General features: G+C 61.9%; 21 protein-coding genes and 1 tRNA gene. 11 read left to right on the top strand and 11 right to left on the bottom strand.

What is annotated here, in order from left to right:
• The first annotated feature begins 27 nt into the window (after positions 1-27).
• The gene (locus tag MRY80_RS15450) at positions 28-438 is read left to right on the top strand and encodes a hypothetical protein (protein WP_293291939.1); all 411 of its coding nucleotides are present in this window, start codon (positions 28-30) and stop codon (positions 436-438) included.
• A 12-nt stretch (positions 439-450) separates the two neighbouring features.
• Here the strand turns inward: MRY80_RS15450 and MRY80_RS15445 are convergent, their stop codons facing one another.
• The 5 genes from MRY80_RS15445 to MRY80_RS15425 form a co-directional block, all read right to left on the bottom strand.
• Positions 451-843, bottom strand: coding sequence for a hypothetical protein (locus tag MRY80_RS15445; RefSeq protein ID WP_293291938.1), 393 nt, complete (start codon positions 841-843; stop codon positions 451-453).
• A gap of 42 nt (positions 844-885) precedes the next feature.
• Entirely contained in the window at positions 886-1,137 is a 252-nt protein-coding gene (locus MRY80_RS15440) for a hypothetical protein (RefSeq protein WP_293291933.1), read from the bottom strand.
• Positions 1,138-2,830: 1,693 nt separating this feature from the next.
• The gene (locus MRY80_RS15435; protein ID WP_293291957.1) at positions 2,831-3,058 is read right to left on the bottom strand and encodes an RHS repeat-associated core domain-containing protein; all 228 of its coding nucleotides are present in this window, start codon (positions 3,056-3,058) and stop codon (positions 2,831-2,833) included.
• A gap of 24 nt (positions 3,059-3,082) precedes the next feature.
• Complete coding sequence (locus MRY80_RS15430; RefSeq protein ID WP_293291932.1) at positions 3,083-3,295, bottom strand: hypothetical protein; 213 nt, start codon at positions 3,293-3,295, stop codon at positions 3,083-3,085.
• 219 nt (positions 3,296-3,514) lie between these two features.
• Positions 3,515-4,006, bottom strand: a complete 492-nt coding sequence (locus MRY80_RS15425) for a hypothetical protein (RefSeq protein WP_293291931.1) — start codon at positions 4,004-4,006, stop codon at positions 3,515-3,517.
• Between the two features lie 536 nt (positions 4,007-4,542).
• Between MRY80_RS15425 and MRY80_RS15420 the strand changes: the two genes are divergently transcribed.
• The gene (locus tag MRY80_RS15420; RefSeq protein ID WP_346433405.1) at positions 4,543-5,151 is read left to right on the top strand and encodes an IS5 family transposase; all 609 of its coding nucleotides are present in this window, start codon (positions 4,543-4,545) and stop codon (positions 5,149-5,151) included.
• A gap of 38 nt (positions 5,152-5,189) precedes the next feature.
• Here the strand turns inward: MRY80_RS15420 and MRY80_RS15415 are convergent, their stop codons facing one another.
• Positions 5,190-5,714 carry an SMI1/KNR4 family protein gene (locus tag MRY80_RS15415; protein WP_293291930.1) on the bottom strand — a complete coding sequence of 175 codons (525 nt, stop codon included), beginning with the start codon at positions 5,712-5,714 and terminating at the stop codon, positions 5,190-5,192.
• Positions 5,715-6,200: 486 nt separating this feature from the next.
• Positions 6,201-6,285: transfer RNA gene (locus MRY80_RS15410), tRNA-Leu, on the bottom strand.
• Positions 6,286-6,512: 227 nt separating this feature from the next.
• Between MRY80_RS15410 and MRY80_RS15405 the strand changes: the two genes are divergently transcribed.
• Positions 6,513-7,322, top strand: a complete 810-nt coding sequence (locus MRY80_RS15405) for a competence/damage-inducible protein A (protein ID WP_293291929.1) — start codon at positions 6,513-6,515, stop codon at positions 7,320-7,322.
• Between the two features lie 17 nt (positions 7,323-7,339).
• On the opposite strand, the gene MRY80_RS15400 is transcribed toward MRY80_RS15405, so the two are convergent.
• Entirely contained in the window at positions 7,340-9,085 is a 1,746-nt protein-coding gene (locus MRY80_RS15400; protein WP_293291928.1) for a bifunctional diguanylate cyclase/phosphodiesterase, read from the bottom strand.
• Positions 9,086-9,423: 338 nt separating this feature from the next.
• Here MRY80_RS15400 and gpt point away from each other — a divergent pair, with 338 nt between their 5' ends.
• Positions 9,424-9,921, top strand: a complete 498-nt coding sequence (gpt, locus tag MRY80_RS15395) for a xanthine phosphoribosyltransferase (RefSeq protein ID WP_293291926.1) — start codon at positions 9,424-9,426, stop codon at positions 9,919-9,921.
• Positions 9,922-10,042: 121 nt separating this feature from the next.
• Positions 10,043-12,226, top strand: coding sequence for an autotransporter outer membrane beta-barrel domain-containing protein (locus tag MRY80_RS15390; RefSeq protein ID WP_293291925.1), 2,184 nt, complete (start codon positions 10,043-10,045; stop codon positions 12,224-12,226).
• 5 nt (positions 12,227-12,231) lie between these two features.
• Here MRY80_RS15390 and MRY80_RS15385 read toward each other — a convergent pair whose 3' ends face one another.
• Positions 12,232-13,773 carry a fused MFS/spermidine synthase gene (locus tag MRY80_RS15385; protein WP_293291923.1) on the bottom strand — a complete coding sequence of 514 codons (1,542 nt, stop codon included), beginning with the start codon at positions 13,771-13,773 and terminating at the stop codon, positions 12,232-12,234.
• Positions 13,774-14,441: 668 nt separating this feature from the next.
• On the opposite strand from MRY80_RS15385, the gene MRY80_RS15380 reads away from it, so the two are divergent.
• Entirely contained in the window at positions 14,442-18,266 is a 3,825-nt protein-coding gene (locus MRY80_RS15380) for a vitamin B12-dependent ribonucleotide reductase (RefSeq protein ID WP_293291922.1), read from the top strand.
• Positions 18,267-18,605: 339 nt separating this feature from the next.
• Here the strand turns inward: MRY80_RS15380 and MRY80_RS15375 are convergent, their stop codons facing one another.
• Positions 18,606-18,869 (bottom strand): helix-turn-helix transcriptional regulator, encoded by a 264-nt coding sequence (locus MRY80_RS15375; RefSeq protein ID WP_293291921.1) that lies wholly within the window; start codon positions 18,867-18,869, stop codon positions 18,606-18,608.
• A gap of 180 nt (positions 18,870-19,049) precedes the next feature.
• On the opposite strand from MRY80_RS15375, the gene MRY80_RS15370 reads away from it, so the two are divergent.
• From MRY80_RS15370 to MRY80_RS15350, 5 genes are all read left to right on the top strand, one after another.
• On the top strand, positions 19,050-19,391 hold the full coding sequence (locus MRY80_RS15370) for a DUF6634 family protein (protein WP_293291920.1): 342 nt from the start codon (positions 19,050-19,052) through the stop codon (positions 19,389-19,391).
• Between the two features lie 12 nt (positions 19,392-19,403).
• On the top strand, positions 19,404-20,933 hold the full coding sequence (locus MRY80_RS15365) for an AAA family ATPase (RefSeq protein WP_293291919.1): 1,530 nt from the start codon (positions 19,404-19,406) through the stop codon (positions 20,931-20,933).
• A complete protein-coding gene (locus MRY80_RS15360; RefSeq protein WP_293291918.1) occupies positions 20,930-21,634 on the top strand; it encodes a hypothetical protein in 705 nt (234 codons plus the stop codon). Before MRY80_RS15365 ends, MRY80_RS15360 begins: the two co-directional genes overlap by 4 nt.
• Positions 21,631-22,389: a metallophosphoesterase gene (locus MRY80_RS15355; RefSeq protein ID WP_293291917.1), complete on the top strand. Its 759-nt coding sequence runs from the start codon at positions 21,631-21,633 to the stop codon at positions 22,387-22,389. The genes MRY80_RS15360 and MRY80_RS15355 overlap by 4 nt, the downstream gene beginning before the upstream one ends.
• 114 nt (positions 22,390-22,503) lie before the next feature.
• Positions 22,504-24,078, top strand: a complete 1,575-nt coding sequence (locus MRY80_RS15350) for an exonuclease domain-containing protein (RefSeq protein ID WP_293291916.1) — start codon at positions 22,504-22,506, stop codon at positions 24,076-24,078.
• A gap of 177 nt (positions 24,079-24,255) precedes the next feature.
• Here MRY80_RS15350 and MRY80_RS15345 read toward each other — a convergent pair whose 3' ends face one another.
• Positions 24,256-25,518 carry a hypothetical protein gene (locus tag MRY80_RS15345; protein ID WP_293291915.1) on the bottom strand — a complete coding sequence of 421 codons (1,263 nt, stop codon included), beginning with the start codon at positions 25,516-25,518 and terminating at the stop codon, positions 24,256-24,258.
• Between the last annotated feature and the right edge of the window lie 21 nt (positions 25,519-25,539).

Here is a 25,539-nt window from a genome sequence, read left to right as displayed (position 1 = left end):
GACGTAACTCGAAAAAAGGAGATCCCCATGAAGACCCTCATTCTCGCATCCGCCACCGTCATCGCCATGTCGACCGCCGCCTTCGCGATGGATCACGCATTGAAGGTCGAAGGCATGGACCAGGACGTGTCCGGCGGCACGGTGACGGCCTCCTCCGTGATGGCCGAGAAGAACGGCTGGCTCGTCGTCCACCGCACCGGTGACGACATGAAGCCCGGCCCGGTCGTTGGCCACGCCCCGCTGAAAGCCGGCGAGAACACCGACGTCGCCGCCATCCTGACCGAGGAAGTCAAGCCCGGCGAGAAGCTGATGCTGATGCTGCACGGCGAAGACGGCGGCATGCAGACCGGCAGCTTCGAATACACCCTCGGCGCCAAGGAAGACGGCCCGGTGAAGGTCGACGGCAAGCTCGTCATGACCGTCGTCACCGCCCAGTAATCGCCCCACCCCTCACACGCCGCCCGCGAAACCGCGGGCGGCTGGTGCGATGCGCCGTTGTCGTCCGAGGACGACGCGCGCAACGGCGCATCGCCGCCGATCGGAGGGATGGACCTGCCACCCTACCTTCCGCGCCTTCGGACCAAATGGGGAAGTGTGCGACCGCCGAAATCCAACCCGCTTCCTGATCCTGTTTGACCCAGAGCCCGTCCCGACCGACGAGCGCGACAGCATTTCGCCGCCATTGCCGCAACTGAACGCCGCGTCGCGCGTGTCGTCGCCTAGATTGTCGGCCGAGAGAAGCTGGTCGAGATGGACATGGGCGTAGACCCAGCTCTCCGCCGCCGTCAGCCCGTCGATGCGGGTGATGCGGCCCGCCGAGTCGCGCGTGTAGGTGTAGTCCATCAGCGCGGTCACCCCGTCGGGCGCGATCGTCTCGATGCTGATCTAGTTCATTAATTCCGACTCTATTTCATCAATGATTCCATCCGGGCCGGAGATGGAAAGTCCTATGAAGGTTTCAGACTCAATACCAACCACGTCACTCCCGATGCGAACTGAGAGTTGGCTAAGCTCCTGAGAGCCTACGAGCGACCAATCCGACGACAAAGGCACCGCCCCGATGGCCTTAAGTTTATCAATCAAGCGACGTTTGAGTGCGTAATCAAAATCGTCCCCGATAACCACCTTCTTGGCCAATGCCGCCTCCGGGAAGTTCAAATCCTTGCCACAAGCGCGCGAGGCAGATTCGATGATCTGTTCCCACGATTTCCCTTAAGTTCGAAGCCACTCAATGGAGGGCCCAAATTTATTGCCATCAATCGTTAGGTTTCTTTCGTATATTTCTACGCCACTAGCTTCGGGGGTCAACTCTTTGAATTTGACACCCAATTCCCGTCGTTCAGCGTGTAGAGCGCGTGCAATTACCTCTGTTGATCGACCAGCGACCCGCACGCGACCTGCTTTGGCTGCCAACGTGTTTACCGGTTCGACGTACTGCTGACGCAAGATTAGACCACTTCGCATCGGTCCTTTGACGGCGCTGAAGACCAGTGCATTGGCAACACCTTGCGTCCAAGCACTTCGATACTTGCATGAATCGGCGCGATAGCTAACCTCGTTCGTTCACGGGCTTTTGCTCGAATCCCACAAAACTACGCGCATCGGCGAAGCCAAACCTGAACCTGACAACGCGAACACCGCAGCACCAGTCGGCATACCGTTGTCGATAAGATAGCAAATGGCGTGGCGGATTTCTTGTCGCGCTGATCGGCTGCTACTTTTCGGCCCACTCTCTAAGCCGTTCCAGATTGGATTCATCTACTTCTTCTGGACACCTATCTCCGCTGCTCATGTAGGCATGCCCGTTCGGATCACTCTTATTGGCGGGATCATCGAGCGCATAGGCATACCTGTTGGCGCCCCACCGCCGGCAGCACACGATCCCAGTCATCGGGCGAGATGAACTGTCCGATGTCGGGGTCCATGTAGCTTGCGTTGAGGTAGAGGAGGCCGTTCGGCGGGTGAATGACTCACTTGATCATTCGCTTGTCCGCCTCGCTCCATGCAAATGTCCGCGCGCCGTCCGTCGTTGCGTTGCCGTCATAGGCGAACGAGCACCCATCGGTTACTCCCTCCAGACACAGCTACCGGCGATCAGTCCGCGCACTGCGATTATGACGCTGGAGGATTCAACTGCGTGTATAGACCAGCCGCAGAAATCAATACAACCATCAATATGTATAAGCGAAATGCCGAACGATTCGGAATTACTAAATAGGCAATAATAAAACAAATCATAGCCGGTACAAATGCGTATAACATAGTATCGACAACAAAAAATGGATATGGTCCTTTCACTCCCCTCGGCGTCCGCATCGCAATTCCGATTAAACAAGATTCAATAATAATAATCGCGAATGAAACAGCATAAAATGCCAGCGCTAGAATTTTATTATATCGAATCATTAAAGACCACCCTTCACAATTTGCTCTGCAAGATCCTTCGCACGTTTACTAACTTCCTCATACTCGTAATTGTAATATAAATTCCGACACCACCTTGTCATATTTGCTCAATTACCCCCTTCACTGCTCTGATGATTTCAGCACCTGTCATTTCGGGACGAATCGATCACAATTTTTGGTAAGCTTGATGTATTCGCCATTTCGAACAACGTTGGCTTTTCCGGTGCGATGAATAGAATTTTGTTCAGAGGCACCGCAATAAGAATCAGACTATCGACAGCCTCTCCTTTTCGAAACATCGATAATGCTTGCCGTGCAGTTTCGACAGAGCTCCACGAATACCAGACTCGTTTAAACTGTGGGTCCTTGGAAGGCCGAGCCTGAGACGCGGCTTAGATTCCAGCATTTTTTCCTAGGTCATGGCTCATTGAATGCTTGAGCGCATACGTGTGGCGATTTGTGTCCACCCCTTCTTTTCCGGATCAAGCGCATCCGGCGAGATGAACCTGCCGAAGGCGGGGTCCATGTATCGTGCGTTGAGATATAGCAGCCCGGTCTCGGCGTCATGGCGTTCGCCGATATAGGATTTCTGGGTGGCCATCGCCTGGTTGGTCGGCTCGCCATAGGGGGCATGTTCGGTGGCTTCGAAGATACTCCTGTTCGACGAGCAATCGATTCACTGGATCGATTGCTTCATCGCGTTACCATCGGTGACCATGCGCGCCGAGGCGAAGTGATCGCGGTGCAGGACCTGCGGGGCAGGCCCGACGATCTTGATATTCATCCACGGATAGCGGGTGTAGGCAATGGCCAGACTGCCCGCCGTCAGCCCGTCACCCTTGCAATCGATGGAGGCGACCAGCCCCCGGGATCGGAAAAAGCAGGCCATCGGACGAATAGCCTCAAGGCCTGTCGTCTTGCCAGGGAAACCTGCAGAAATAGCTTGAAAAGCGGACAAAATGCCAAAACCTGAAGGCAGGTCTGCAATGCGGCATCGAGAACCGTCTGGTCATTACCGCTCAAGCAGAGGCATTTCTATTTCGCCCTTCAAGAATTTCCTAGATCTCAAACCTCTCCTCCGCATCTCTATATTCCTTCACATAATTTCTCAGGAAATAATAAAAATATAGAATTTGATAGAATCTAGATTGAAAAAATGAAAAAAACCTCCGTTCATTTCCACTCTTTTCGACATTTCATACAACGCCATAGGATATCTATTTTTCATCGAATGCATGAAACAACGCTCCATGTCTTCATTTGAAAAATTCAATTCTTTAGAGATCCTATAATAGAAATACGAGCACTCAGGATCATAATCCTTGATTTCGGCTATCTCACTCAGAGACTTATCAAGCTCTCCTTGAGCCAAATAGGCCCTGGCGAGATCTCTCTTCGCCCAGACAATTCCTTCACGGGAGGCCTTCTTCAAGTAACAAACGGCTTTTTTCAGATCCTTGTTCGCGCCATACGCTCCGCTATATATTATCCCGAGGTAATAGTTTGCCACTCCCTCATCTTCCGTTCCAGCGAGCTTGGCGAGCATAGCCGCTCCCTCATCGACCATGCCATCTGAAATGGCGTTATGAATCTTCTTCATCGATTCACTATGATAGTAGTGCTTCCTATCGGGCAATAAATACAATCCTGATATTTCAATCTACTCATACTGAAATCTATTACAACGGACCCGATAGGTAAATCGCCTTTCCTCTGCATCGCTTGAAGTTTTACAGTTTGCGTACGTGAGGAGCACAGTTGGCAAATGCCCGAGATTGCAATTTTCCAGGCAGGAATTCGCTGCGATATTGCCACTTCATGAGGTGGGGCAACTGGCTCCAGTATAGGGAATTCTGCAGGACCAATCGGTTTCACAGGCCGCTTTGTACTTAGGCCGTGTTGACAAAAGGGATTCCCAAAATCAGGCGGGCTCTGATTCAAGACTGATTTTTAGGAGGCATTCTTGGCGCGCGGCGATCTTACAGACGACGAATGGGCGGTCATCGCATCGCTCCTGCCGTCCGAACGAGGCCTCTGAGCGCGATCGGCCCAGGACAACCCTCGTTATCTTGACGGCATGGTGCATGTGCTGCGGATCGGCTGCCCCTAGCGCGACATGCATGAACGAATTGGCAAATGGAATTCGGTCTGTGTCCGCTTCCGGCGATGGGCGGAACAAGGCGTATGGGATGCGCTGCTGGAAACGCTTGTCGAGATGGGGCTGACCGACGACTGGCAACACATGGTCGACAGCACATCCGTCCGGGGTCATTCGCAGGCAGCCGGCGCAAAAGGGGGACTCACAAGGAGGGTTTTGGTCGAAGCCGCGGTGGCTTTGCGAGCAAGATCCACGCCCGTTCAGACGGTCAGGGACGCCCTCTTGGCTTCGTCCTGACTGGCGGAGAGGCTTCCGACTACAACGCCTTCACGCCCCTGTTAGAGATGCCGGTTCGCCGGCCGCGCCTCATGCTGGCCGACAAGGGATATGACGGTGACACCATCCGCGAAGCGCTGCTTCGTCGGGGCATCCTGCCGGTCATCCCACCCAAGTTGAACCGCCGGGCGCCCGTCAAATGCGACTACCGCGCCCACAAGGATCGCAACCGCATCGAGCGCAGGCTCAACCGGCTCAAACAATTCCGCCGCATCGCAACCCGTTACGATAAAACCGCCAGATCCTTTCTCGGCGTCCGATGTCTCGCTGCAGCAAGGCTCTGGCTGCCTTCTTTTGTCAATGCGGCCTAAGCTTCGTAGGAAGCCAGTAGTTTTCCGCGCAGTTATTTTCACAGCACCCGGAAATCAGAAGGATTTTGAAAAACAGATTCCGGGAATGCCCCCACGCGAATTGACCCGTCTATCATACCAGCCAGCAATTCTGTCAAACCGCACTCGAAGTGCTGGTATTCCTCACTTCTCGCTTCGTTCACGACAATTGACCAATTCTCAGGCAAATCGACAGTGAGCCAAAAAACTACATCCCCATTGTCCGTCATGGCGACCGGTAACAAACCATCGCGCTCGGGAAAAATGGCAAAAGGACTTGGCTCCCCATACTTGTCGCGCAACTCACGAAACACGTCGAGTTGGCGTTTCATTTGTTTTAGGAGGTTCAATCCAGGCTGATCTGCAAATGGATTGAAGACCGTGAGAAATCCCCCAACTGCTCCACTTCCGTAGACGCCAATGTACTCCTTGTAATCCTCGGGTAACGTTACACCAAGATTTTCTTCAACTTTTTCCCAGTTCCCTTCTGTTTCCAGGGGCCGCTGTGGGGGAGGAAGTCTTGCAGTAAGCTTACCGAGTTTCATTCATTCAGCTTCCATTACGAACGGTCACATCAAGAGCAAAACCTCCTGATCCTCTTGCACTCAAAATTATACCAAAAAGAGCCGGTTTCGATCCGTCATATATCGGTGTTTGAACAGCCCCGGTTTCATGGACGCCCTCGGGCTCGTCGAGCTTGGAAGGCAAGAGGGCGATATGGTCCAGCGACACCTAGAATTCGGGATCGCTTTCCAGTTCAGAACGTCGTAGCGCCTCAAGCGCTGACATTGGCCGTGCCGTACTCTGCCTGCGTTCGTCAGATCGTCGTGAAGGATCGTCTGTGCGTAGCTGCGCCGAACACCGTGCACACCGTTGCGGAAAACCCGGCCGGGCAAAGCGCTCAATACCTCAGTTCATGCCAGTCGGGCGTCTGGCGACAACATCGCTGCCCCGATCTCTGCCAGCGCGAATTGTCGATGACCTTCGACGTCATCGGTGGTGCCAACGGATGAAGGCCCACGATTGCGAATTGGTGCGGGCGGCGGGACTCGAACCCGCACGGCCAAGGGCCTCCAGATTTTAAGTCTGGTATGTCTACCATTCCATCACGCCCGCACGGCGCTGTTGGGCCTATATCGGGCCTCGGCGGCTGCGGGAAGGCCCAGGCGCCTGCGATCGCTGCCTTTGCGGGCCCCGCACACGGGATTTCACCTCCCTCGTGTCTGCCGGTTCCGCCAAGGAGGCACGTCCAACCGCTAGCGGGCCGGTCCCGTGCGATCAACCCGCATGGCGTGTGCGATGGGCGCTTCACAAGCCGGTGGTCGGCCCCTAGATATGGAGGCATGACCGACGCGCGCCCTGACACCCGTTTTCCTTCACTGCCGGCCGACGATGCCGGCGACGGCCTGATCATCACCGCTGCGGCGCTGGTGATCGGCGACGAGATTCTGTCCGGACGCATTCGCGAGAAGAATGCCGGCCATCTGGCCACCGTCCTCACCGCCATCGGCATCGACCTGAAGGAAGTGCGCATCGTCGGCGACGACGAGGCGGCGATCATCGAGGCGGTCAACGCGCTGCGGGCCCGCCACACCTATCTGTTCACCTCCGGCGGCATCGGCCCGACGCATGACGACATCACCGCCGAGGCGGTGTCGAAGGCGCTGGGGCTACCCTGCGAGCACGACGCCGCCGCCATGCGGCTTCTCGGCGACCACTACGAGAAGCGCGGCCTGGAATTCACCGAGGCGCGCAAGCGCATGACCCGCATGCCCGAAGGCGCGGTGCATATCGACAATCCGGTGTCGGTGGCGCCGGGCTTCGTCATCGGCAACGTGCATGTCATGGCCGGCGTGCCGGCCGTCTTCCAGGCGATGCTCGACCATGTCGTGCCGACGCTGCGCACCGGCCGCGTGCTGCTGTCGCGCTCGGTCCCCTGCCCGCATGGCGAAGGCGTGATCGGCGAGCCGCTGGCCGCCATCCAGGGCCAGTTCCCCGACATCGCCATCGGTTCCTATCCGAAATTCGACGCCGGGCGCTTCTGGACCGAGATCGTCATGCGCGGCGCCGACGACGCGCAGCTCGAGCGCGCGCAGGAGGCGGTCGCGCAGATGATCGCCGGCCTCGACGCCGACACCGCCGCCGCGTCCTGAGCGGCCCCCGCGCCTGATCAGGCGGCGCCGAGAAGCGGCCTGCCGGCCACCAGCATCTCGCGCAGGCGGTCTCCGCCCACCGGCCTGGAGAAATAGTATCCCTGCAGATAGTTGACGCCGATGCCGCGCAGCAAGTCCGCCTGCTCGGCTGTCTCGACGCCTTCGGCCACCACCTCGAAGCCGAGTTTCGCGCCCAGTTCGACGAACACCTCGACGATGCGCAGGTCGCGTTCGTTCGCACCAATGTCGGCGACGAATTCCTTGTCGATCTTCAGCCGCGTCAGCGGAAGGTCCTTCAGGAGCGACAGAGACGAATAGCCGGTGCCGAAATCGTCGATATGGATGCCGACGCCGGCGTCCTTCAGCGTTTCCAGGCAGCGTCGCGCCACGTCGATATTCGACATCAGCGCCGTCTCGGTGATCTCGACGGCCACGGCCGACGGCTCGATGCCGTATTGCAGCAGCGCGCCGGTCAGTTCCAGCGCGAAGCCGGGCTCGCGGCACTGGATCGGCGAGACGTTGACGGAGATCGGCACGCTCGGGATCCCGCTCTGCTTCATGTCGCGCATGAAGCGGCAGGCCTCGTCGATGAGATGCGCGCCGAGCGCCGAGATCCAGCCGCATTCCTCGGCGATGGGGATGAACTCGCCCGGCACGATGACCTTGTTCTTGCCGTCGCGCCAGCGCGCCAGCCCCTCCGCGCCGACGATCGCCGCGTCCGACGCCGCCACGATGGGCTGGAAGTCGAGATAGAGGCTCTGCGACAGCGAGCATGAGGTGATCTTCTTCTTGATGAGGTGCCGGTGGGTGGCGTCGCGATGCATCTTCTCGTCGTAATAGAAGACGCCGTGGCCGGGATCGCGCTTGGACTTGTACATGGCCATGTCGGCCTGGCCGACCAGCGTCGCCGCGTCCTCGCGCGGATCGTCGAAGACGGAGATGCCGATGCTGACCGACGGCTGCAGCGCATAGCCCTCCACCGCGCCGGGACTTTCGATGCAGGATTTCAGCTTGTCGGCGATCTCCAGCGCGTCGCTGATCGAACTGAGATTGCAGGCGATCACCGCGAATTCGTCGCCGCCCACCCGCGCCACGACGTCGGTGCGCCGCAGCCCGTTCGACAGGCAATTGGCGATGTGGCGCAGGATCTGGTCGCCGACCAGATGGCCGTAGATGTCGTTGATGCCCTTGAACTCGTTGACGTCGAGCAGCAGCACGGCGAAGCAGCGCGTCGTGCGCCGCGCCTGCTCGATGGCCCGTTCCAGCGCATGGTCGAAGGCGCGCCGGTTGCTCAGGCCCGTGAGCGGATCGGTCTGCGACAGCGCCTGCAATTCGCTCTCGTTCTGCTTGCGCTCGATGGCCAGGCGCACGCTGCGCCACAGCCCGTCATTGTCGATGTCGCTTTGCGAAACGACGCCCGTCGCGCCGCACCGCAGGGCCTCGATCGCGGATTCGGCGACGAACTTCTCGACGATCGTCAGCACGGCGATGCGGGTGTCGATGGCGCAGATCGCGTTCAGCGCCTGGTAGTGCGCCTCCGCGTCGAGAGCCGTGGCCAGCACCACGGCGTCATAGGAGGAGCCGCGGGCGCTCAGCTCCGCCAGAGCCCGCTCCACCGAGCGGACGACCAGGGTGTTCTGGTGGATGGCCTCCCGCCCCGCGCCCTCGGCGATCGCGGCTTTCGTCGTCCGCGTTCCCAGTCGTGCGGGCTCGACGACCAGGATCGTGAAATGCGGTTTGGCGTGCGCGTGCGGTTGCGCCATATGAATTCCCCCATTGGAGCGAAAAGCTCACGAGGTGGCCGCATCCCGGGGGGACCAATCCCGAAAAGATGCGCCACCAATGTATAATTTAGCTAGGCAAAGTATTGCAGGAAATAATTGACAGGTTTCTTCTGACCACACTCCTTCAAGTCTGCTAACGGAATAGACTGGTAATATTGCCAGTCGCCCGCACGACGTGCCGCAGGGGAACTGCTCGCGGGTGGGGAAGTCGCCACAAACCCGGGGCAAAGCCCGGGCCTTCGCCGCCGCGCGCTTGCCCCGTTTGGAGCAAACGGCTATGTGCGGCTCCACACGCGAACCCTACGACAGAGACGCCCATGGCCTTGCCCGAAAAAGCCTTCCCGGTTTCCTGGGACCAGTTTCACCGCGACGCGCGCGCGCTCGCATGGCGCATCGCCGGCTCCGGCAATGGCTGGAAGGCGATCGTCTGCATCACGCGCGGCGGCCTCGTACCGGCCGCCATCATCGCGCGCGAGCTCGACATCCGCATCATCGAGACGGTCAGCGTCGCCTCCTATCACGACTATCAGACCCAGGGTGAGATCGAGGTCCTCAAGGAAGTCGATCCCAAGCTGATGGCCAATGACGGCGAGAACATCCTCATCGTCGACGACCTGACCGACACCGGCAAGACGGCCGGCCTGGTGCGCGCCATGCTGCCCAAGGCGCATTTCGCCACGGTCTACGCCAAGCCGAAGGGCCGGCCGCTGGTCGACACCTTCGTCACCGAGGTTTCGCAGGACACCTGGATCTACTTCCCGTGGGATCTGGGCTTCACCTACCAGAAGCCGATCGCCGAGGGCCATTCGGGCTGACGCCGCCGGCTGTTGCCGTCGGGTCACATTGGCCGAAAACAGTCCCCGCGCTTGCTTGCGCCATCCGATGCGAACCGTTTACCTAGCGTGAACCAGTTCGTTTTCCGGGTCGGGGGACCACATGCGTTTCAGGGGGATTGCCGCCCACATGGCGGCGATGGGGGCGGCAGCTTTTGTCTGGACCGGCTCGACGACCGATGCGGCGGCGATTTCCGCCGGCTGCGCCGCCTTGCCGGATTCGCGCACCGAGACCGCAAGCACGTCGATCGGCAATTTCACCTTTTCCGTGACCGGCACCTTCGAGGCCGGTGAGACGGTCACCTTCACCCAGTCCGGCCATCCGCTCTATTCCTGGCAGATCAGCTTCAACAGCTTCGACGCGGGCAGCAATCCGTCGGCCAACGGATCGATCCTGGACGCCAGTTCCGTCGGCGGCACGGTTCCGCCCAGCGCGCAATACACGATCGCCCAGGACGGCTATCACGACTTCTACCAGTCCTTTCAGACCTACGATTCCAGCGGCGGATTTCCGGATTCCACCATCACCGTCACCTGCACCGAAGCGCCGGGCGACGGCGGTGGAGGAGATGGCGGAGGTGACGGTGGTGGTGACGGCGGCGGCGATGGCGGCGGCGACGGTGGAGGAGACGGCGGCGGCGGTGACGGCGGCGGCGATCCGGTCGGCGACGCGGTACCGGGTTCCGAATTCGACCAGGTCATCGACGTGCTCCTGTCGGGTCGAAGGTCCTTCGGAGGCCGCTACGGCGCCTTCGACACGGAGGCCGTCGAGGAGGTCCTCGACGTCGACCGCTTCGGCGACGGGCGCGACAGCCTCGCCATCAAGCCCAACCCGAACGCGCCGTCCAAGGCGGTCATCGCGAGCCCGGGCGGCGGCAAGGAGACGATCGATCTCGGCCTGCTGATGACGCAGTCCAGGATCCGTGCGGCCTCGCTCATGCAGGAGATCGTCTGGCTCGACGAGTTGCGCGCCACCACGACCGACCCGGCGGTCCGCGCCGAATTGTGGAACCGGCGCGCCGCCTTGCTCGACCAGTTGAAGAAAGTGGTCGAGAAGGGCGTGCAGGACCGCGTCCGGATCATGACCGCCGAAAAGCGCTACGCCGACGCCCAGGCCGCCGTCATCGAGTCGAGGATCGAGCGCGACGGCTATATCACCCGCGTCGCGATCGACGGCGTCGATGCCGGCGACAGCCTTGAACGGCAGCGCGCGGCCGACCAGGCCCGCCTCGAAGCGCTGCAGGGCGAAGCCGGCGACCTGCAGAAGACGATCGACGCGCTTGAACTCGACGCGCTCTTCCTTCTCAACAAGCTTCGTCGCGCCGGTGGCGAGGCGCCGGAGGTGCGGCCCATCCGGGGCGACCTCGTCAACGGGCAGGTGCCGCTCAGCTATGCGCCGGACGCCGAGCCCGCCTCTCCGCTCGACATCTTCATGCAGGGTGCCGACGGAAGCGTCGAATTCGCCGCCCGTTTCGCCGGCCTCGACGCCTATCGCATGGCCTCGGCCAATCGCCGCATGTCGACCTGGGTCGCCGGCGGCGTCACCCTGTTCGACGACGGTTCGGCGGCAGGCCGCGAAGGCGCGGAAGGCAGCGTCGGCGCCGGCATCGCCTATCGGCTGACGCCGCAGACCGCGATCTCGACCGTCTTCAAGGCCCGCTTCGGCTCGCTCGACATGAAGGGCCTCGACCTGGAGAACGAGTACAGCTCCGTCGGCGTTTCGGTTTCGCTGACCCGCCGCCTGTCGGAAAACCTGAACGCCTCGGTGAAGCTGTCGCATGACCACCTGTGGGTGGACACGGATGCGGCCGGCACGACCGGCAGCTTCGACGCCGGCAAGACCGCGCTGGCCGCCCGCCTCGCCGGCAAGACCGCCTTTGCCAACGGCGTCGTCGTCCGACCGTCAGCGAGCCTCGGCTACGCCTGGATCAACCGGGCCGGCTTCACCGACAGCAGCGATACCGACATTCCGGGCAGCCGGCGCGAGGCCGCGACTGCCTCCATCTCTCTCGGCCTGGAACGCAGCTATGCCTCCACCTCGTCGGCGGTGCGCAACTGGACGCCCTTCGGCGAGGTCTCGGTCCATCACGATTTCGACCGCAAGGCGACGCTGACGGTCGATGACGAGACCGTCGAGGACGCCGCCACGCAGGCGTCGTTCACCGCGGGTCTGCGGGCGAGCTTCTGGAACGACATGGCCTTCGACGCCCGCGCCACCTACTCCACGGGCTTCGACGACGGCCTGAGCACCCTTGCCTTCAGCCTGCGCCTGAACCAGCGGTTCTGACGCGGTCAGTCGAAGCGGGTCATCAGCCGGTCGATCGGGGCGTAGTCGTCGGTCAGCACCGGCGGGTCGAGCCGCGCCACCAGCGCGTCGACGGCCCGCGGCGACAGCCGCGCCGCGCGGATGAAGTCGGGTCCGGGGCCGTCCAGCGCGGCGACCGCGGTCGGCGAACGCCCGGCAAGCACGATGAAGACCAGCCTCTCGTCAATGCCCGGCGGGTTGGGCTCGGCCCAGATCTCCACGACCGGAAAGACCTCGCGCAGCGTCCGCGCGATCGCCGCCAGCGCGCTCAGCCCGTCGGCATGATCGATGACGTTCATCAGATAGACGCCGTCCGGGGTCAGCCGGTCGGCCACGAGCGCGAAGAACTCCCGCGTCACCAGATGCGCGGGCACCGCGATGTCGGTGAAGGCGTCGCCGATGATGACGTCGTGGCGCGCCGGATCGGCGGCAAGCGCGAGGCGGGCGTCCTCGTGGCGGATGTCGGCCGTTGCCGGATCGAACCAGAAATCCCGCGCGGCGACCTCGGTCACCGCCGGATCGATCTCGGCGACCGTGATGCGCGCCTTCACCCCTGTCCCGGTCCAGGCGCGCGGGATCGAATAGGAACCGCCGCCGATGAAGAAGGCGCCGAAGCCGGCCTGCGGCGTCCGTTCGCGCGCGAGCAGGTCCAGCATGGCGGTGTGCGAGGTGACCAGCCGGCCGGGATTGTCGCGCACGGCGATGCCGTGGCCGAGATGGTCGAGCACCATCAGCCGCGCCGGTTCGCCGACATCGTCCGTCACGTCGATCACCCGGATGCAGAAATAGTCGCTCTCGCGCGTGCAGGGGTCTGGCCGGGAAAGCGCCAGCGCGGCCACCCCCAGCGGCAGGACCGCCGTCGACATGATCGACGCCATGCGCCCGCCGCCGCGCCCGGCGGCGAACAATGCGGCCGCCAGCAGCACGTAGATCGCGGTCACGGCGGCCAGCGTGCCGGTGGAGCCCAGCCAGGAGATGAACAGGAAGCCGGCCAGCAGCGTGCCGGCGATGGCGCCGAGCGCGCTTGCGGCATACATCGCGCCGAGCGCCCTGCCCGCCTTGTCCGGCTGCGCCAGCACGGCGACATGCGACAGGACCGGCGCCGGAATGCCGGCGAAGAAGGACGGCAGGAAGAAGGCGAGCGTCGTCAGCACCGCGATCGAGGCGATCGGATCGCCGAACCCGCCGATCACCGGTGCCGCGCTCCAGCGCAGCACCAGCGTCGCGCCGGCCGCGGTCAGCGCCGCGCCGGCCATCGACCAGCCGGTCAGGGCGAGCGCCCGGCGGGGTTCGGCCTCGGCTATGCGCCCGCCGGCCCAGTGCCCGGCCGAGAAGCCGGCGAGCACGACCGCGATCACCGACGTCCAAGTATAGAGCGACATGCCGAGATAGGGCGCGAGCATCCGGCCCGCGACGATTTCCACAACCAGGCTCGCCGCCGCGACGGCCGCCTGCGCGACGACCAGCATGAAGACAGGCGGAAGCCCGCGCGCCCTGTCAGGTCCCTTGACCGCTTGCTCCTGCGTCATGCGATTCGCTCCCCCTGCCCGACCGGCGGAATTTTATGTTGATCCACTGCCGTCGCGGAATTGTCCACAAAATCGACGTTTGCGGCGACGGATTCCCGCGTTTCCGGACGCTTCGATTTCGCAAGCCTGATGGTCGGTTTTCCCCGCCATTCACACATGCGCGCACTACATGTTGCGTTAACCCTTTTGTCGAATCCTCTCCCTTGACCGTCCCGCCCGAGTCGCTTCTTATGAAGGACACGTGACGGGGGTCACCGTGCCGGAGCGTAGCTGTTCCGCCGGCGCTTTTCGAAATTGTTCGCGTAGTCGGCCTCGCGGCCGGGCATTTTCGCTCACCGCGGGACGGAGATTTATGTGCGTTTTGGGGCGTGTGGGCCCGGTCGATTGTGTGCGTAAACGAGCTGTTAATACTATATTTAGCATTTGCAGGAATCGTAACCACAACATAGTGTGATCCTCCCAGTCGGGAGAGACTCACCGTCAAGACCGGGTGGCAATCAGTTTTTGTGTGCGTTGCGCATCGGATCACTTCCACGGGAAGCGAATTCGGGGCCGACAGAGTGGGACGGGTGGTTTCGGTCGCCCGAAGGAAGAATCGTGTGCCGCGAAAACGGTTTTGGCCAAGAGGCCGGGCACACTATATATTGAGGGACGAAGGTTAGAAGACCATGCGCATAGAACGCCGCTTCACCAATGAAGGTCAGTCACCCTACGCAGAGATCGCCTTTCGCAAGGCGACCAGCGAAATTCGCAACCCGAACGGCTCCATCGTCTTTCGTCTCGACGATATCGACGTCCCGTCCCAGTTCAGCCAGGTTGCGGCCGACATTCTGGCCCAGAAATATTTCCGCAAGGCTGGCGTGCCCGCGCGCCTGAAGAAGGTCGAGGAAAATTCCGTTCCGTCCTGGCTGTGGCGCTCTGTCGCGGACGAGGACGCGCTTGCCGAACTGCCGGAAGACGAGCGCTTCGGCTCCGAGACCGACGCGCGCCAGGTCTTCGACCGGCTCGCCGGCACCTGGACCTACTGGGGCTGGAAGGGCGGCTATTTCGACGGCGAGGACGACGCCCGCGCCTTCTTCGACGAATTGTGCTACATGCTCGCCACCCAGCGCGTCGCGCCGAACTCCCCGCAATGGTTCAACACCGGCCTGCACTGGGCCTACGGCATCGACGGCCCCGGCCAGGGCCATTTCTACGTCGATCCCTTCACCGGCAAGCTGAAGAAATCCGATTCGGCCTACGAGCATCCGCAGCCGCATGCCTGCTTCATCCAGTCCGTCGGCGACGATCTCGTCAATGACGGCGGCATCATGGACCTGTGGGTCCGCGAGGCGCGCCTGTTCAAATACGGCTCCGGCACGGGTTCCAACTTCTCCATGCTGCGCGGCGAAGGCGAGAAGCTGTCGGGCGGCGGCAAGTCGTCGGGCCTGATGAGCTTCCTGAAGATCGGCGACCGCGCCGCCGGCGCCATCAAGTCGGGCGGCACCACGCGCCGCGCCGCCAAGATGGTCGTGGTCGACATCGACCATCCCGACATCGAAACCTACATCGACTGGAAGGTGAACGAGGAGCAGAAGGTCGCCGCCCTCGTCACCGGCTCCAAGATCGTCCGCAAGCATCTCGAAGCCATCATGAAGGCCTGCGTCAATTGCGAGGGCCACAATGACGACTGCTTCGACCCCGCCAAGAACCCGGCGCTCAAGCGCGAGATCCGGGCGGCCAAGAAGTCCATGGTGCCGGAGAACTACGTCAAGCGCGTGATCCAGTTCGCCAGGCAGGGCTACAAGGAGATCGAGTTCAAGACCTACGACACGGACTGGGATTCCGACGCCTATCTCACCGTCTCGGGCCAGAACTCCAACAACTCCATCTCGGTCAAGGACGAGTTCCTGCGCGCGGTCGAAGCCGACGGCGACTGGAACCTGATGAACCGCATCGACGGCCAGATCGCCAAGACGGTCAAGGCCGCCGAATTGTGGGAGCGCGTCGGCTACGCCGCCTGGGCATCCGCCGATCCGGGCATCCACTTCAACACGACGATGAACGACTGGCACACCTGCCCGGCCGAAGGCCCGATCCGCGCCTCCAACCCGTGCTCGGAATACATGTTCCTCGACGACACGGCCTGCAACCTGGCGTCGATCAACCTGCTGCAGTACCGCGACGCGGCGACCGGCGAATACGACATCGCCTCCTACGAGCACACCGTGCGGCTGTGGACCGTCGTGCTGGAAGTCTCCGTCATGATGGCGCAGTTCCCGTCCAGGCGCATCGCGGAACTCTCCTACAAGTACCGCACGCTCGGCCTCGGCTACGCCAATATCGGCGGCCTGCTGATGACCTCCGGCATCTCCTATGACTCGGACGAGGGCCGCGCCATCTGCGGCGCGCTGACCGCCATCATGACCGGCGTCGCCTATGCGACGTCGGCCGAGATGGCCGGCGAGCTCGGCCCCTTCCCCGGCTACAAGCCGAACGCCAAGAACATGCTGCGCGTCATGAAGAACCATCGCCGCGCCGCCTATGGCGAGGCCCAGGGCTATGAGGGCCTGTCGGTCAACCCCGTGCCGCTGAAGGCCGAGGACTGCCCCGACGCCCGCATGATCGCCCATGCCAAGGCCGCCTGGGACAAGGCGATCGAGCTCGGCGAGAAGAACGGCTACCGCAACGCCCAGGCCACCGTCATCGCGCCGACCGGCACGATCGGCCTCGTCATGGATTGCGACACCACCGGCATCGAGCCCGACTTCGCGCTGGTGAAGTTCAAGAAGCTCGCCGGCGGCGGCTACTTCAAGATCATCAACCGCGCCGTGCCGGAAGCGCTGCGCACGCTCGGCTATGCAGAGCACGAGATCGCCGAGATCGAGGCCTATGCCGTCGGCCACGGCACGCTCGACCAGGCGCCGGGCATCAACCCGGGCTCGCTGCGCGCCAAGGGCTTCTCGGAAGAGACGATCGACAAGATCAACAAGTCGCTGAAATCGGCCTTCGACATCAAGTTCGTCTTCAACCGCTGGACGGTGGGCGACGAGCAGATGGCGGCGCTGGAAGTGCCGGAGGAGAAGCTCTCCGACCCGGCCTTCGACCTGCTCGTCCATCTCGGCTTCTCCAAGGCCGACATCGAGGCCGCCAACATCCACATCTGCGGCGCGATGACGCTGGAAGGCGCCCCCTTCCTGAAGGAAGAGCATTACGCCGTCTTCGACTGCGCCAACCCCTGCGGCAAGATCGGCAAGCGCTACCTGTCGGTCGACTCTCACATCCGCATGATGGCCGCCGCCCAGCCCTTCATCTCGGGCGCGATCTCCAAGACGATCAACATGCCCAACGACGCGACGGTGGACGACTGCAAGTCGGCCTACATGCTGTCGTGGAAGCTGGCGCTGAAGGCCAACGCCCTCTACCGCGACGGTTCCAAGCTCTCGCAGCCGCTCAACGCCTCGCTGATCGAGGACGCCGACGACGAGGACGACGTGATCGAGGCGATCGTCGAGGCGCCCGCCGCCGCGCGCGCCGTCGAGGTCACCGAGCGCATCGTCGAGCGGATCATCGAGAAGGTGTCGCGCGAACAGGAAAAGCTGCCGACGCGCCGCAAGGGCTACACCCAGAAGGCCAAGATCGGCGGCCACACCGTCTTCCTGCGCACCGGCGAATATGACGACGGCCGCCTCGGCGAAATCTTCCTCGACATGAACAAGGAAGGCTCGACGCTTCGCGCGCTGATCAACAACTTCGCCATCTCCGTGTCGCTCGGCCTGCAATATGGCGTGCCGCTCGAGGAATATGTCGACGCCTTCGTCTTCACCAAGTTCGAGCCGGCCGGCATGGTCCAGGGCAACGACGCCATCAAGTCGGCGACGTCGATCCTCGACTATGTCTTCCGCGAGCTGGCGGTCTCCTATCTCGGCCGCCACGACCTCGCCCATGTCGACCAGTCCGAATTCGCCTCGACCGCGCTCGGCCGCGGCATTTCGGAAGGCAAGACGCAGCCCGTCTCCACCGGCTGGACGCGCGGCCACAAGCTGTCGGTCGTCACCGGCCAGGGTTCCGGCCGCGCGGCCGGTGATCCGGTCGGCTCCGCCGGCGGCGCCCCGGTCCGCAGCACGGCCCCGACGGCAACCGGCGGCGCCCGCGTCACCGCGGTCGGCGGCGGCACGGCCCGCGCGGCGCTCGCCGCCAAGCCGGTCGGCGAACTCTTCGAGGAAGCCTCGGCCTTCAAGCGCGACTATGCCGACCGCCAGGCCGATTTCCAGGCCGAGACGGAAGCCGAAATGGAAGCCGACGCCGTCAAGGCCGAAGCCACCGGCCTCTCCCCCGCCGCCGAACGCGACGCCAAGGCCGACATGAAGAAACTGGAAGCCGACCGCCGCATGAAGGCAATGATGCAGGGCTACACCGGCGACATGTGCCCGGAATGCTCCAACTTCACCATGGTGCGCAACGGGACGTGCCTGAAGTGCGACACGTGCGGAAGTACAAGTGGCTGCTCATAGTATGCCGAGTGTACACTTGGCATAGGCGCTGAAGAGGAGCTGTCGGGGCGGCGCGCCATCCAACTAGCGCCGTAGCCGCCCCGACAGCGAATCCATGGCACTCCAATGGACCCGGCCGCAGGCCGGGCCTTGAGACTTCAACTTCACGAAGCTCGGAAACTTATATTCGGCTGTGAAGGCCGTGTTCGGCTCGAAAAAATGGGTCCAGCCGGCTGGCAGCGGACAAAAGCCACAGGAAGTCTACGAATTGGCCCACCGTATCATTAAGGCCGCGACATAGAGCTGTTCGCGGTACGGAAGATCGCTTGAGCAAAGGGCCATCTCCCGTGACTAACCCGGTCATTCTATCTGAAACCCGACCTTCCGGACGACGCCTTTCTTTACTCGAAGGCCAGGTCCCTCCTTCTTCGTCTCCGGCAGGAACTCCACACCGGCGTCTTCCAGCGCCTTCTGAACGCGAAGGCTGGTTTCAAGCGCCACCGGTTCGCACGCTTCGATTCGCACGAGTGACCGTTTGCTCACGCCGGCGCGTTTCGCCAACTCGGCTGCGGGTATGTCCAGCGCAACGCGCGCGGCGCGGAGGAGGTCGTAGGAAGCCTGCATGAATCCCTCCTACCGGCGAGCAATCGAATCTTCCAGTGGAAAACGCCGGGCTTGGCGTCGCGACGCCAGCGAAGACTGATAGACGCCGAGCCTGTGGCGCCGTAGGGAAGGATTCGGATCTCAGAGATCGCCCGCGATCCGATCCCCCTTTTCCTCGGCCCAACTCCGGAGGTGTGCCCCATGGTGACGTTCCGCAGATACGACGAACAGGATCCGGTTTTTCACCGCGAGCTCGGACGCCTCTCTGCTCTCGTTGCCGACATGGAGGCCATCAGCCGCGGCGTTTCACCGGAACGATTGATCGAGGGCGAAGCGCCGCTGCTCGATCGCTGGATGGTCGCCAGCCGGATCATCCCATGCTTGGCCGGCATGTCGACGGGCCATCCGTTGCTGCCCGGCGACAAGAGGATGATCGGGACCTCGGATCTTTGGCTGTTGTCGGAGGACCGGACGTGGGCCCGCACGCTGTCCCGTTGGTATCGCCTCGGCCGGCCCGCCGGTCAGACCGATCTTCAATCCTGAAGGAATGGATCCTTGGCAACGGACCGACACTTCCTTCGTCGCCTGATGGCAGCCAAGTCGGGAATGCACCTGCCGAGCGAAGAGGAACTTTTGCGGGGGATGCCTTTCTTCAAGGCCGCGCTTTCGGAAGACATTTGCGAATTTGCGGTCCGACTGGGGCGCCGGATCAAACAGCGGCGCCAGAAATATCTTCTTCCCGTAGTCAAACGGCTGGATGACCTCTCTCGCGTCCCGAGCGACGACTGCGTCATTGCTCTCTTCGAAGAACTTGACCGTCTTCCGAAGACGAAGGCATTCCCGGTCGAGGCATGTCGATTACGGTGCCGGATCTATCTTGCGTTTCTTGGCGAACCCGATGCCGCCTTCAGGATGGCTGGCGAGATGGCGCGGCTTGCGTTGTACGATGTCCAGCATGGACGCCGGCACGACATGGTTTCGCGATCGCTCGGTTGGGCGATCGCCTCGACCTATCTGGACGACTGGAAGAAGCATGACGGGCAAGGCACGTCGTATCGCGTGGATAATGATGCCAACACTCATGAACACCTTTTCCAGCGTGCCTTCAGAGCTGCGTCCAGGAAGCAAGCAGAGGACTGGCAGCGCGATGATCACGATCCGGCTGTCGATGTCGAGAGGCCCCTGGTGGAACCATCGTTTCGCGACGAGGGATCCGCGCTGTCTGGCTCCGTTGTTGTCATCGGCTCCATCGGCAATGGTTCGACCTCACAAGGCAAGCGTGTCGCCGGGGAATTCGCGACGCTCCTGAACCGCCCGCTTGCGCTGAGCAAGGTTCCGGACCTCGCGGACGTGAAATCTGTGCTCGCCACGGAATTCCCCTATGCAGAGGTTGTGGTCGACAAGGTGCTCAACCCGTTGGCCGGCCGTCGGCATGTCTGGCTCCATCCCACGATCTTCGTCGGGCCCCCGGGATGCGGGAAATCGCGGTTCGCTCGCCGTCTTTCCGAGGAACTGCGGGTGCCATACGAGATGATCTCCTGTGGAGGCATGAGCGACAGCGCCATCGGCGGCGCATCACGACGCTGGTCGTCGGGAGAGCCGAGCCTTCCGGTTATGGCCGTCCGGCGACACGACTGCGCCGGACCGATCATCATCTTGGACGAGGTCGAGAAGGTCGCGACCAGCCGCCACAACGGCAACGCGCATGACGTACTCCTCGGCCTGCTGGAAGGCGAGACGGCCAAACGCTGGCACGACCCATACATCGAGGCGGAATGCAATCTCGCTTTCGTCACCTGGCTGATGACCGCCAACGCGGTCGAACCAATTCCTGCCGTGCTGCGGGACCGCTGCCGAGTGCTTCGCTTTCCCCTGCCAGGTCCCGAGCATGTGGCCTCCCTGGCACCCCGGATCCTTGAAGGGCTGTATCTCGAAGCCGGACATGACCCGCGTTGGGCAACACCGCTCGACGCCCTTGAGCTTGATGTTCTCGCCGCTGCCTGGAGCGGCGGATCGATCAGGTCGTTGAAGCGCTTCCTGGAGGGCTTGTTGGAAGCCCGCGAGCAAGAGAGGTCACGGCAATGACGGATCCCGCATCACCACGCCCGGCCGAAAGCGCTGCTGCTCGAAAACGATCACGACGACAAGCCGGAGGCGTACGCTCTCCCCGCAACGTCGACGGCCCGCAGCACGACGAATCCTTCGCAGCACCGTCGGCTCCGAAGCGCTCGGTCGAGCTCCTGCTTCGCATGGCAATCCATGAAGCGGGCCATGCCGTCACTCGCCTCTATCTCGGCCTCGGCGTCATCGAGCAGATCACCCTGGATGTTCCCGAAGGCGGCGGCATAACCTGGCGCATCGAGAGGCACGACGACTCCACCGAGGAACGGCTGACTGCCGAGCTGGTGGCTACCTTGGCCGGAAGGGCTGCCGAGGAGGTCGTCCTCGGCAACGTCGCGGCGCATTGCGGTGGCCAACCCTACAGCGACCTCGCGCTGGCAACCGATCTCGCATTCCGGATGGAGACGACATTGGGCTTCGGCCAGAAGTGGCCGCTACTCTACCGTTCGGCCGCCGACCGCTCACTCCTGCTCGCACAGGACCCCGATCTGGCAGACATGGTGCATGCACGTCTGGAGTCCGCGCATGACGCGGCGCGCGCGATCGTCGCCAATCAGAAAGAGGCTATCGAATTCCTTGCTGCGCATTTGCTGAACCACGGGACTTTCGACGGTCCCCGCCTGACGCGAATCCTCGAAAAAGTCCGGGAGCGAATGCAGCAATGAAACTCTGGATCTTCTCCGACCTTCACCTCGAATATGCCGATCTGCCGGAGCCTCTTGCCGTTCCGGAAGCGGACGTTTGCGTCGTCGCCGGCGACATCTGCAACGGTCCGGCCAACGGAGTTCGCTGGCTGGCCGAGCATGTCGCCCCCGCGATGCCCTGCGTCTACGTCGCCGGAAACCACGAGTTCTACAAGGGCTCGATCAAGGAGGGGCTCGAGGAAGGCTGCGCTGAGGCTGAAGGATTCGCGAACGTTCATTTCATCGAGAACGACTTCGTCGTCATCGACGGTGTTCGTTTCATCGGCGCCACCCTCTGGACCGACTATGAAGTCGAGGGACATTCGCAGTTGGCCATGTCTCATGCCCGGGAACGAATGAACGACCATCGGAAGATCGCCTACCAGCGAAAGCCGTGGAAACGGTTCGTTCCGGAAATAGCCCGAAGGATTCATTTCGAATCCCGGCGCTTTATCGAAACGGCATTGAAAACCGACCCGATCCGGACCGTCGTCGTCACGCACCATCTTCCCCATCCGAATTCCCTGTCCGGTCGGTTCAAGGGTGATCTGCTGAATGCCGCCTACGCGTCTGACTTAACGGATGTCATCGAAACAGGACGCCCGGCGATGTGGATTCATGGCCATGTCCACGAATGTCGGAACTATCGAATCCTCGAGACGGTGATCGTGAGCAATCCGCGCGGATACGGGGACGAGAATACCGCATTCGATCCGGCCTTCGTTGTCGAGGTCTGACACCGTCACGAGCTGCCTAATCGCAGTTGAACTCCCGCTGTGTTCCGAACTAGACCTGAAATTCGAGTCGCAGGCTTGGCAGTTTGCCGCAAAGGAATCAGAAGGATCGCAGAGATGGCGAGTTTCTTTCGCCGAGTGCCCGTAAGCCCCAGTGCACAGGATATTCTGCACCGGCTTCTCGCGGCAGAGCCTCAGCCGACTGCGGTGGCGCCTAAGGATTGCCGTGGCATATACGGCCTCGTCGATCACCTTGGAGCGCTCCGCTACATCGGCTCCACAAGTTCTGCGGAGGAGACCTTCCACAAGAGGATTCACCAGCGCCATCGCACCGGATCCGAGACAGGCAGCCACTACTTCTCGCGCATGTACAACACCGGGCGGATGTGGCGGCTGCGCAATGATCCGGCAACCAAGCCTGATGGTGACATTGCGAAGAAGCTGCGCAACGCCTTCATCGCCGAGTACTGTAAGGCGGTCTGTGTGCCTCTCCCGGATGAAATCGACATTGCGGGACTCGAGCAGGAGGTGATTGCGCTCGCACCTCGGGACGTCATCGCATGGAATCGCCGCGGCATGGATGCCTATGAAGAACCGGTAGATTTGGTGGACCGTGTCATCGGCCACTTGGGTTTTCGCGCTGCGGAACTGGCCGCCATTGATCGCCAGAAAGCGCGTTTCTTAGGCACAGCCTTCGTTCCCGCCACCATTAGTTCTGCCCAGAAGGTCTCTGTGCCACCGTTTCCGGCAGGTCCCTTCCGGTTCATGGCGCTCGACGTGGAAACAGCGAACAATGATCGCGGCAGCATCTGTCAGATTGGCGTCGCTTGCGTTCGTCCGGACAGCTCAATCGAGACATGGGTGACCTACGTCGATCCGCAGACGTCCCGCTGGATGTTCACAAGCATCCATGGGATCACCAATACGATGATTTCCGGGGCACCCACCTTCGAACAGGTGCTCCCCGTTCTGGAGGGGGCGCTTAGCGGCATTACCGTCTATCAGCATTCCGGCTTCGACCGTAGCGCGATCCGTGCGGCCTGTGCCGCCGCGGGTCATCCTGAACCGAAGTGGGAATGGCGAGACAGCGTGACTGTCGCCCGCCAAGCCTGGCCTGAACTGAAGGGCAATGGCGGTCACGGGTTGGCCTCTCTTAAGAACCATCTCGGCCTGTCATTCGACCACCATGATGCCGGCGAGGATGCGCGAGCGGCTGCGGAAGTGGTGTTGCATGCGGAAGGCGCACGCATGGCTATCGTCCCCGAAACCGAAAACGTCGAAGTGGCCGACGACATCTATGCCACAGCTTCGGAGAAGTCTATCGGCGTGGAAACGACGCCAGCCAAGGAGTCCCCTGCCTCACGAGTAGCTGAAGGCTCAGTACTCGGATATGTGACGCTCACACAGGGCAACATCAACAACAACCACTTCTACCTACGTGATGTCTTGTCAGCCTTCCCCGAGGATTGCATCGGAGGCTCCAACGCCGCAGCCGCCGCAGCCCGAACAGTCAATGTAGACTGGGGCGGACACTCTCCGGCGTTCACCGATATCGACGGATCAAAGAAGCTGTTCCGTAAGCGCGGTTGGGTTAGTGAATTCTTCAAACGGAACGGTGCCTGCGTCGGAGATCAGGTGAAGATCGAGATAATGGGCTCGTATGGCTACAGGGTATCGATCGTGAAGTCGTAAATCCGCGAACGCCCCAAAGCCGTCGAATAGCAATTCTCTCGATCACCGCTTCGCGCCCCATATCGGTCGTTCGGCGATAGATCGAGGAGGCCCAAAAGCCGCCATTCGTTCAGGCGACGAGGGAACGGCAGGGATTGGGTCGCCATCTTCCTTATGGTTTGCTGTGTCCCAGACCGGTCACTGAAGTTTCAGCTTCGCCGGAGGCCGGGGCTGGCCACGCGCGATGGGAGGCATCTCGATCTCGTATTGAACCCACTCGTGTTCGTGCATCCGGGTACGATCCAGCCTGTTGTGTGGTTCGATTATTATGACCTGGCAGTGCTTTGTGCATTCATCGATCGGGCCTGCCACCTGCCTGAAGACCTCTTTCGCGAACCCCCAGCCGGCAGCCTCGATTAGCAGCAGGGTTGGAAGAGATCGGCTTTTGAACTTCGCAAGTTCGATGGCCATCGAAAGCAGCACCTCCGTATGGACGCCGCCGCTGAAGCTCGAGAGCGGGTAGCGCTCGGCCGGCGAATACGTTTCGACGATGAGCCGCATCTTCGGCGCCCCGTCTTCGTGAATGACGCTTTCCGGTGGCTCTCCCTCATCCAGGGGGACCGGCTCGAATTCCATGTGGCGAAAGCGCTTGTTCCCGCTCGCGCCCACCTCCTCGGCGACGAGGCGGATCGTGTCGGCGTCGACCGAGAAGAACTTCGCGAGGCCGCGGAGGTCGTCCTCGGCGTCGGGCGGGAGGTAGCGTTCCCTTAGAAACACCGTGTCGATGACCAGCGGCGGAGCCAGCTGCGGGGCCCCGTCCAGCGTGAACCGAGCCGTCCCGCCAACTGGTATGCCCATGTCGAGCACGTGCTCCTTGTCGGAGGTGAAAGAGATTTCGAGGTTGATGGCGTGCAACGCGAGACTCCCGGTCCAGCGATCGAGCAATCCTTTGTCACGCACGGCTCCCACCCACTCGCAGATTGCGGTCTTGCCGGCACCATTGGTCCCGCCGATGACTGTCACCTTGCCGAGATGGAGGACGCTGTCCGGCTCGAACAGCGGCGTCCTCGTGAACCGGACGTGTTCGACCCAGCGCTCCGCTGGAGCGCCCGTACTCATTCGCTTGACCCGCGCCTCGTGCAGCTCCTTCCAGCTTCGTAGGAGGCCGGCGGGGAAGGCGTCGCCCTTGTTGTTGTCCACGTCCTTGCCGTGCAACTCGCAGGTCCAGATGCCGTTGCTTGGGTCGGCGAGCTGGGCATCGGACAATCCGCCCCGGCCGCGCGGCCCGTTCAACCCAGCGCTGTAAATGTGCGAGGCCTGCCCGACCCTGGCGGTCTGGGTCGCGGCGGCACCCGGACCGACGGTCCGGACCCGGCAATATGGCATGCTGCACTCGTGTCCGGCGCGATCCGCCAGAAGCTTCTTGATCGTCTCGGTAAAGTCGCCTGGCCTCGCGCTCAATGCTCGTTCCTCTCTGTCGCC

It is taken from the genome of Oricola sp., from assembly GCF_022763245.1.
Taxonomy (GTDB): Bacteria; Pseudomonadota; Alphaproteobacteria; order Rhizobiales; family Rhizobiaceae; genus Oricola.
The sequence above is the reverse complement of the archived record's forward strand: the minus strand, read 5'-3'. Positions and strand labels throughout refer to the sequence as shown.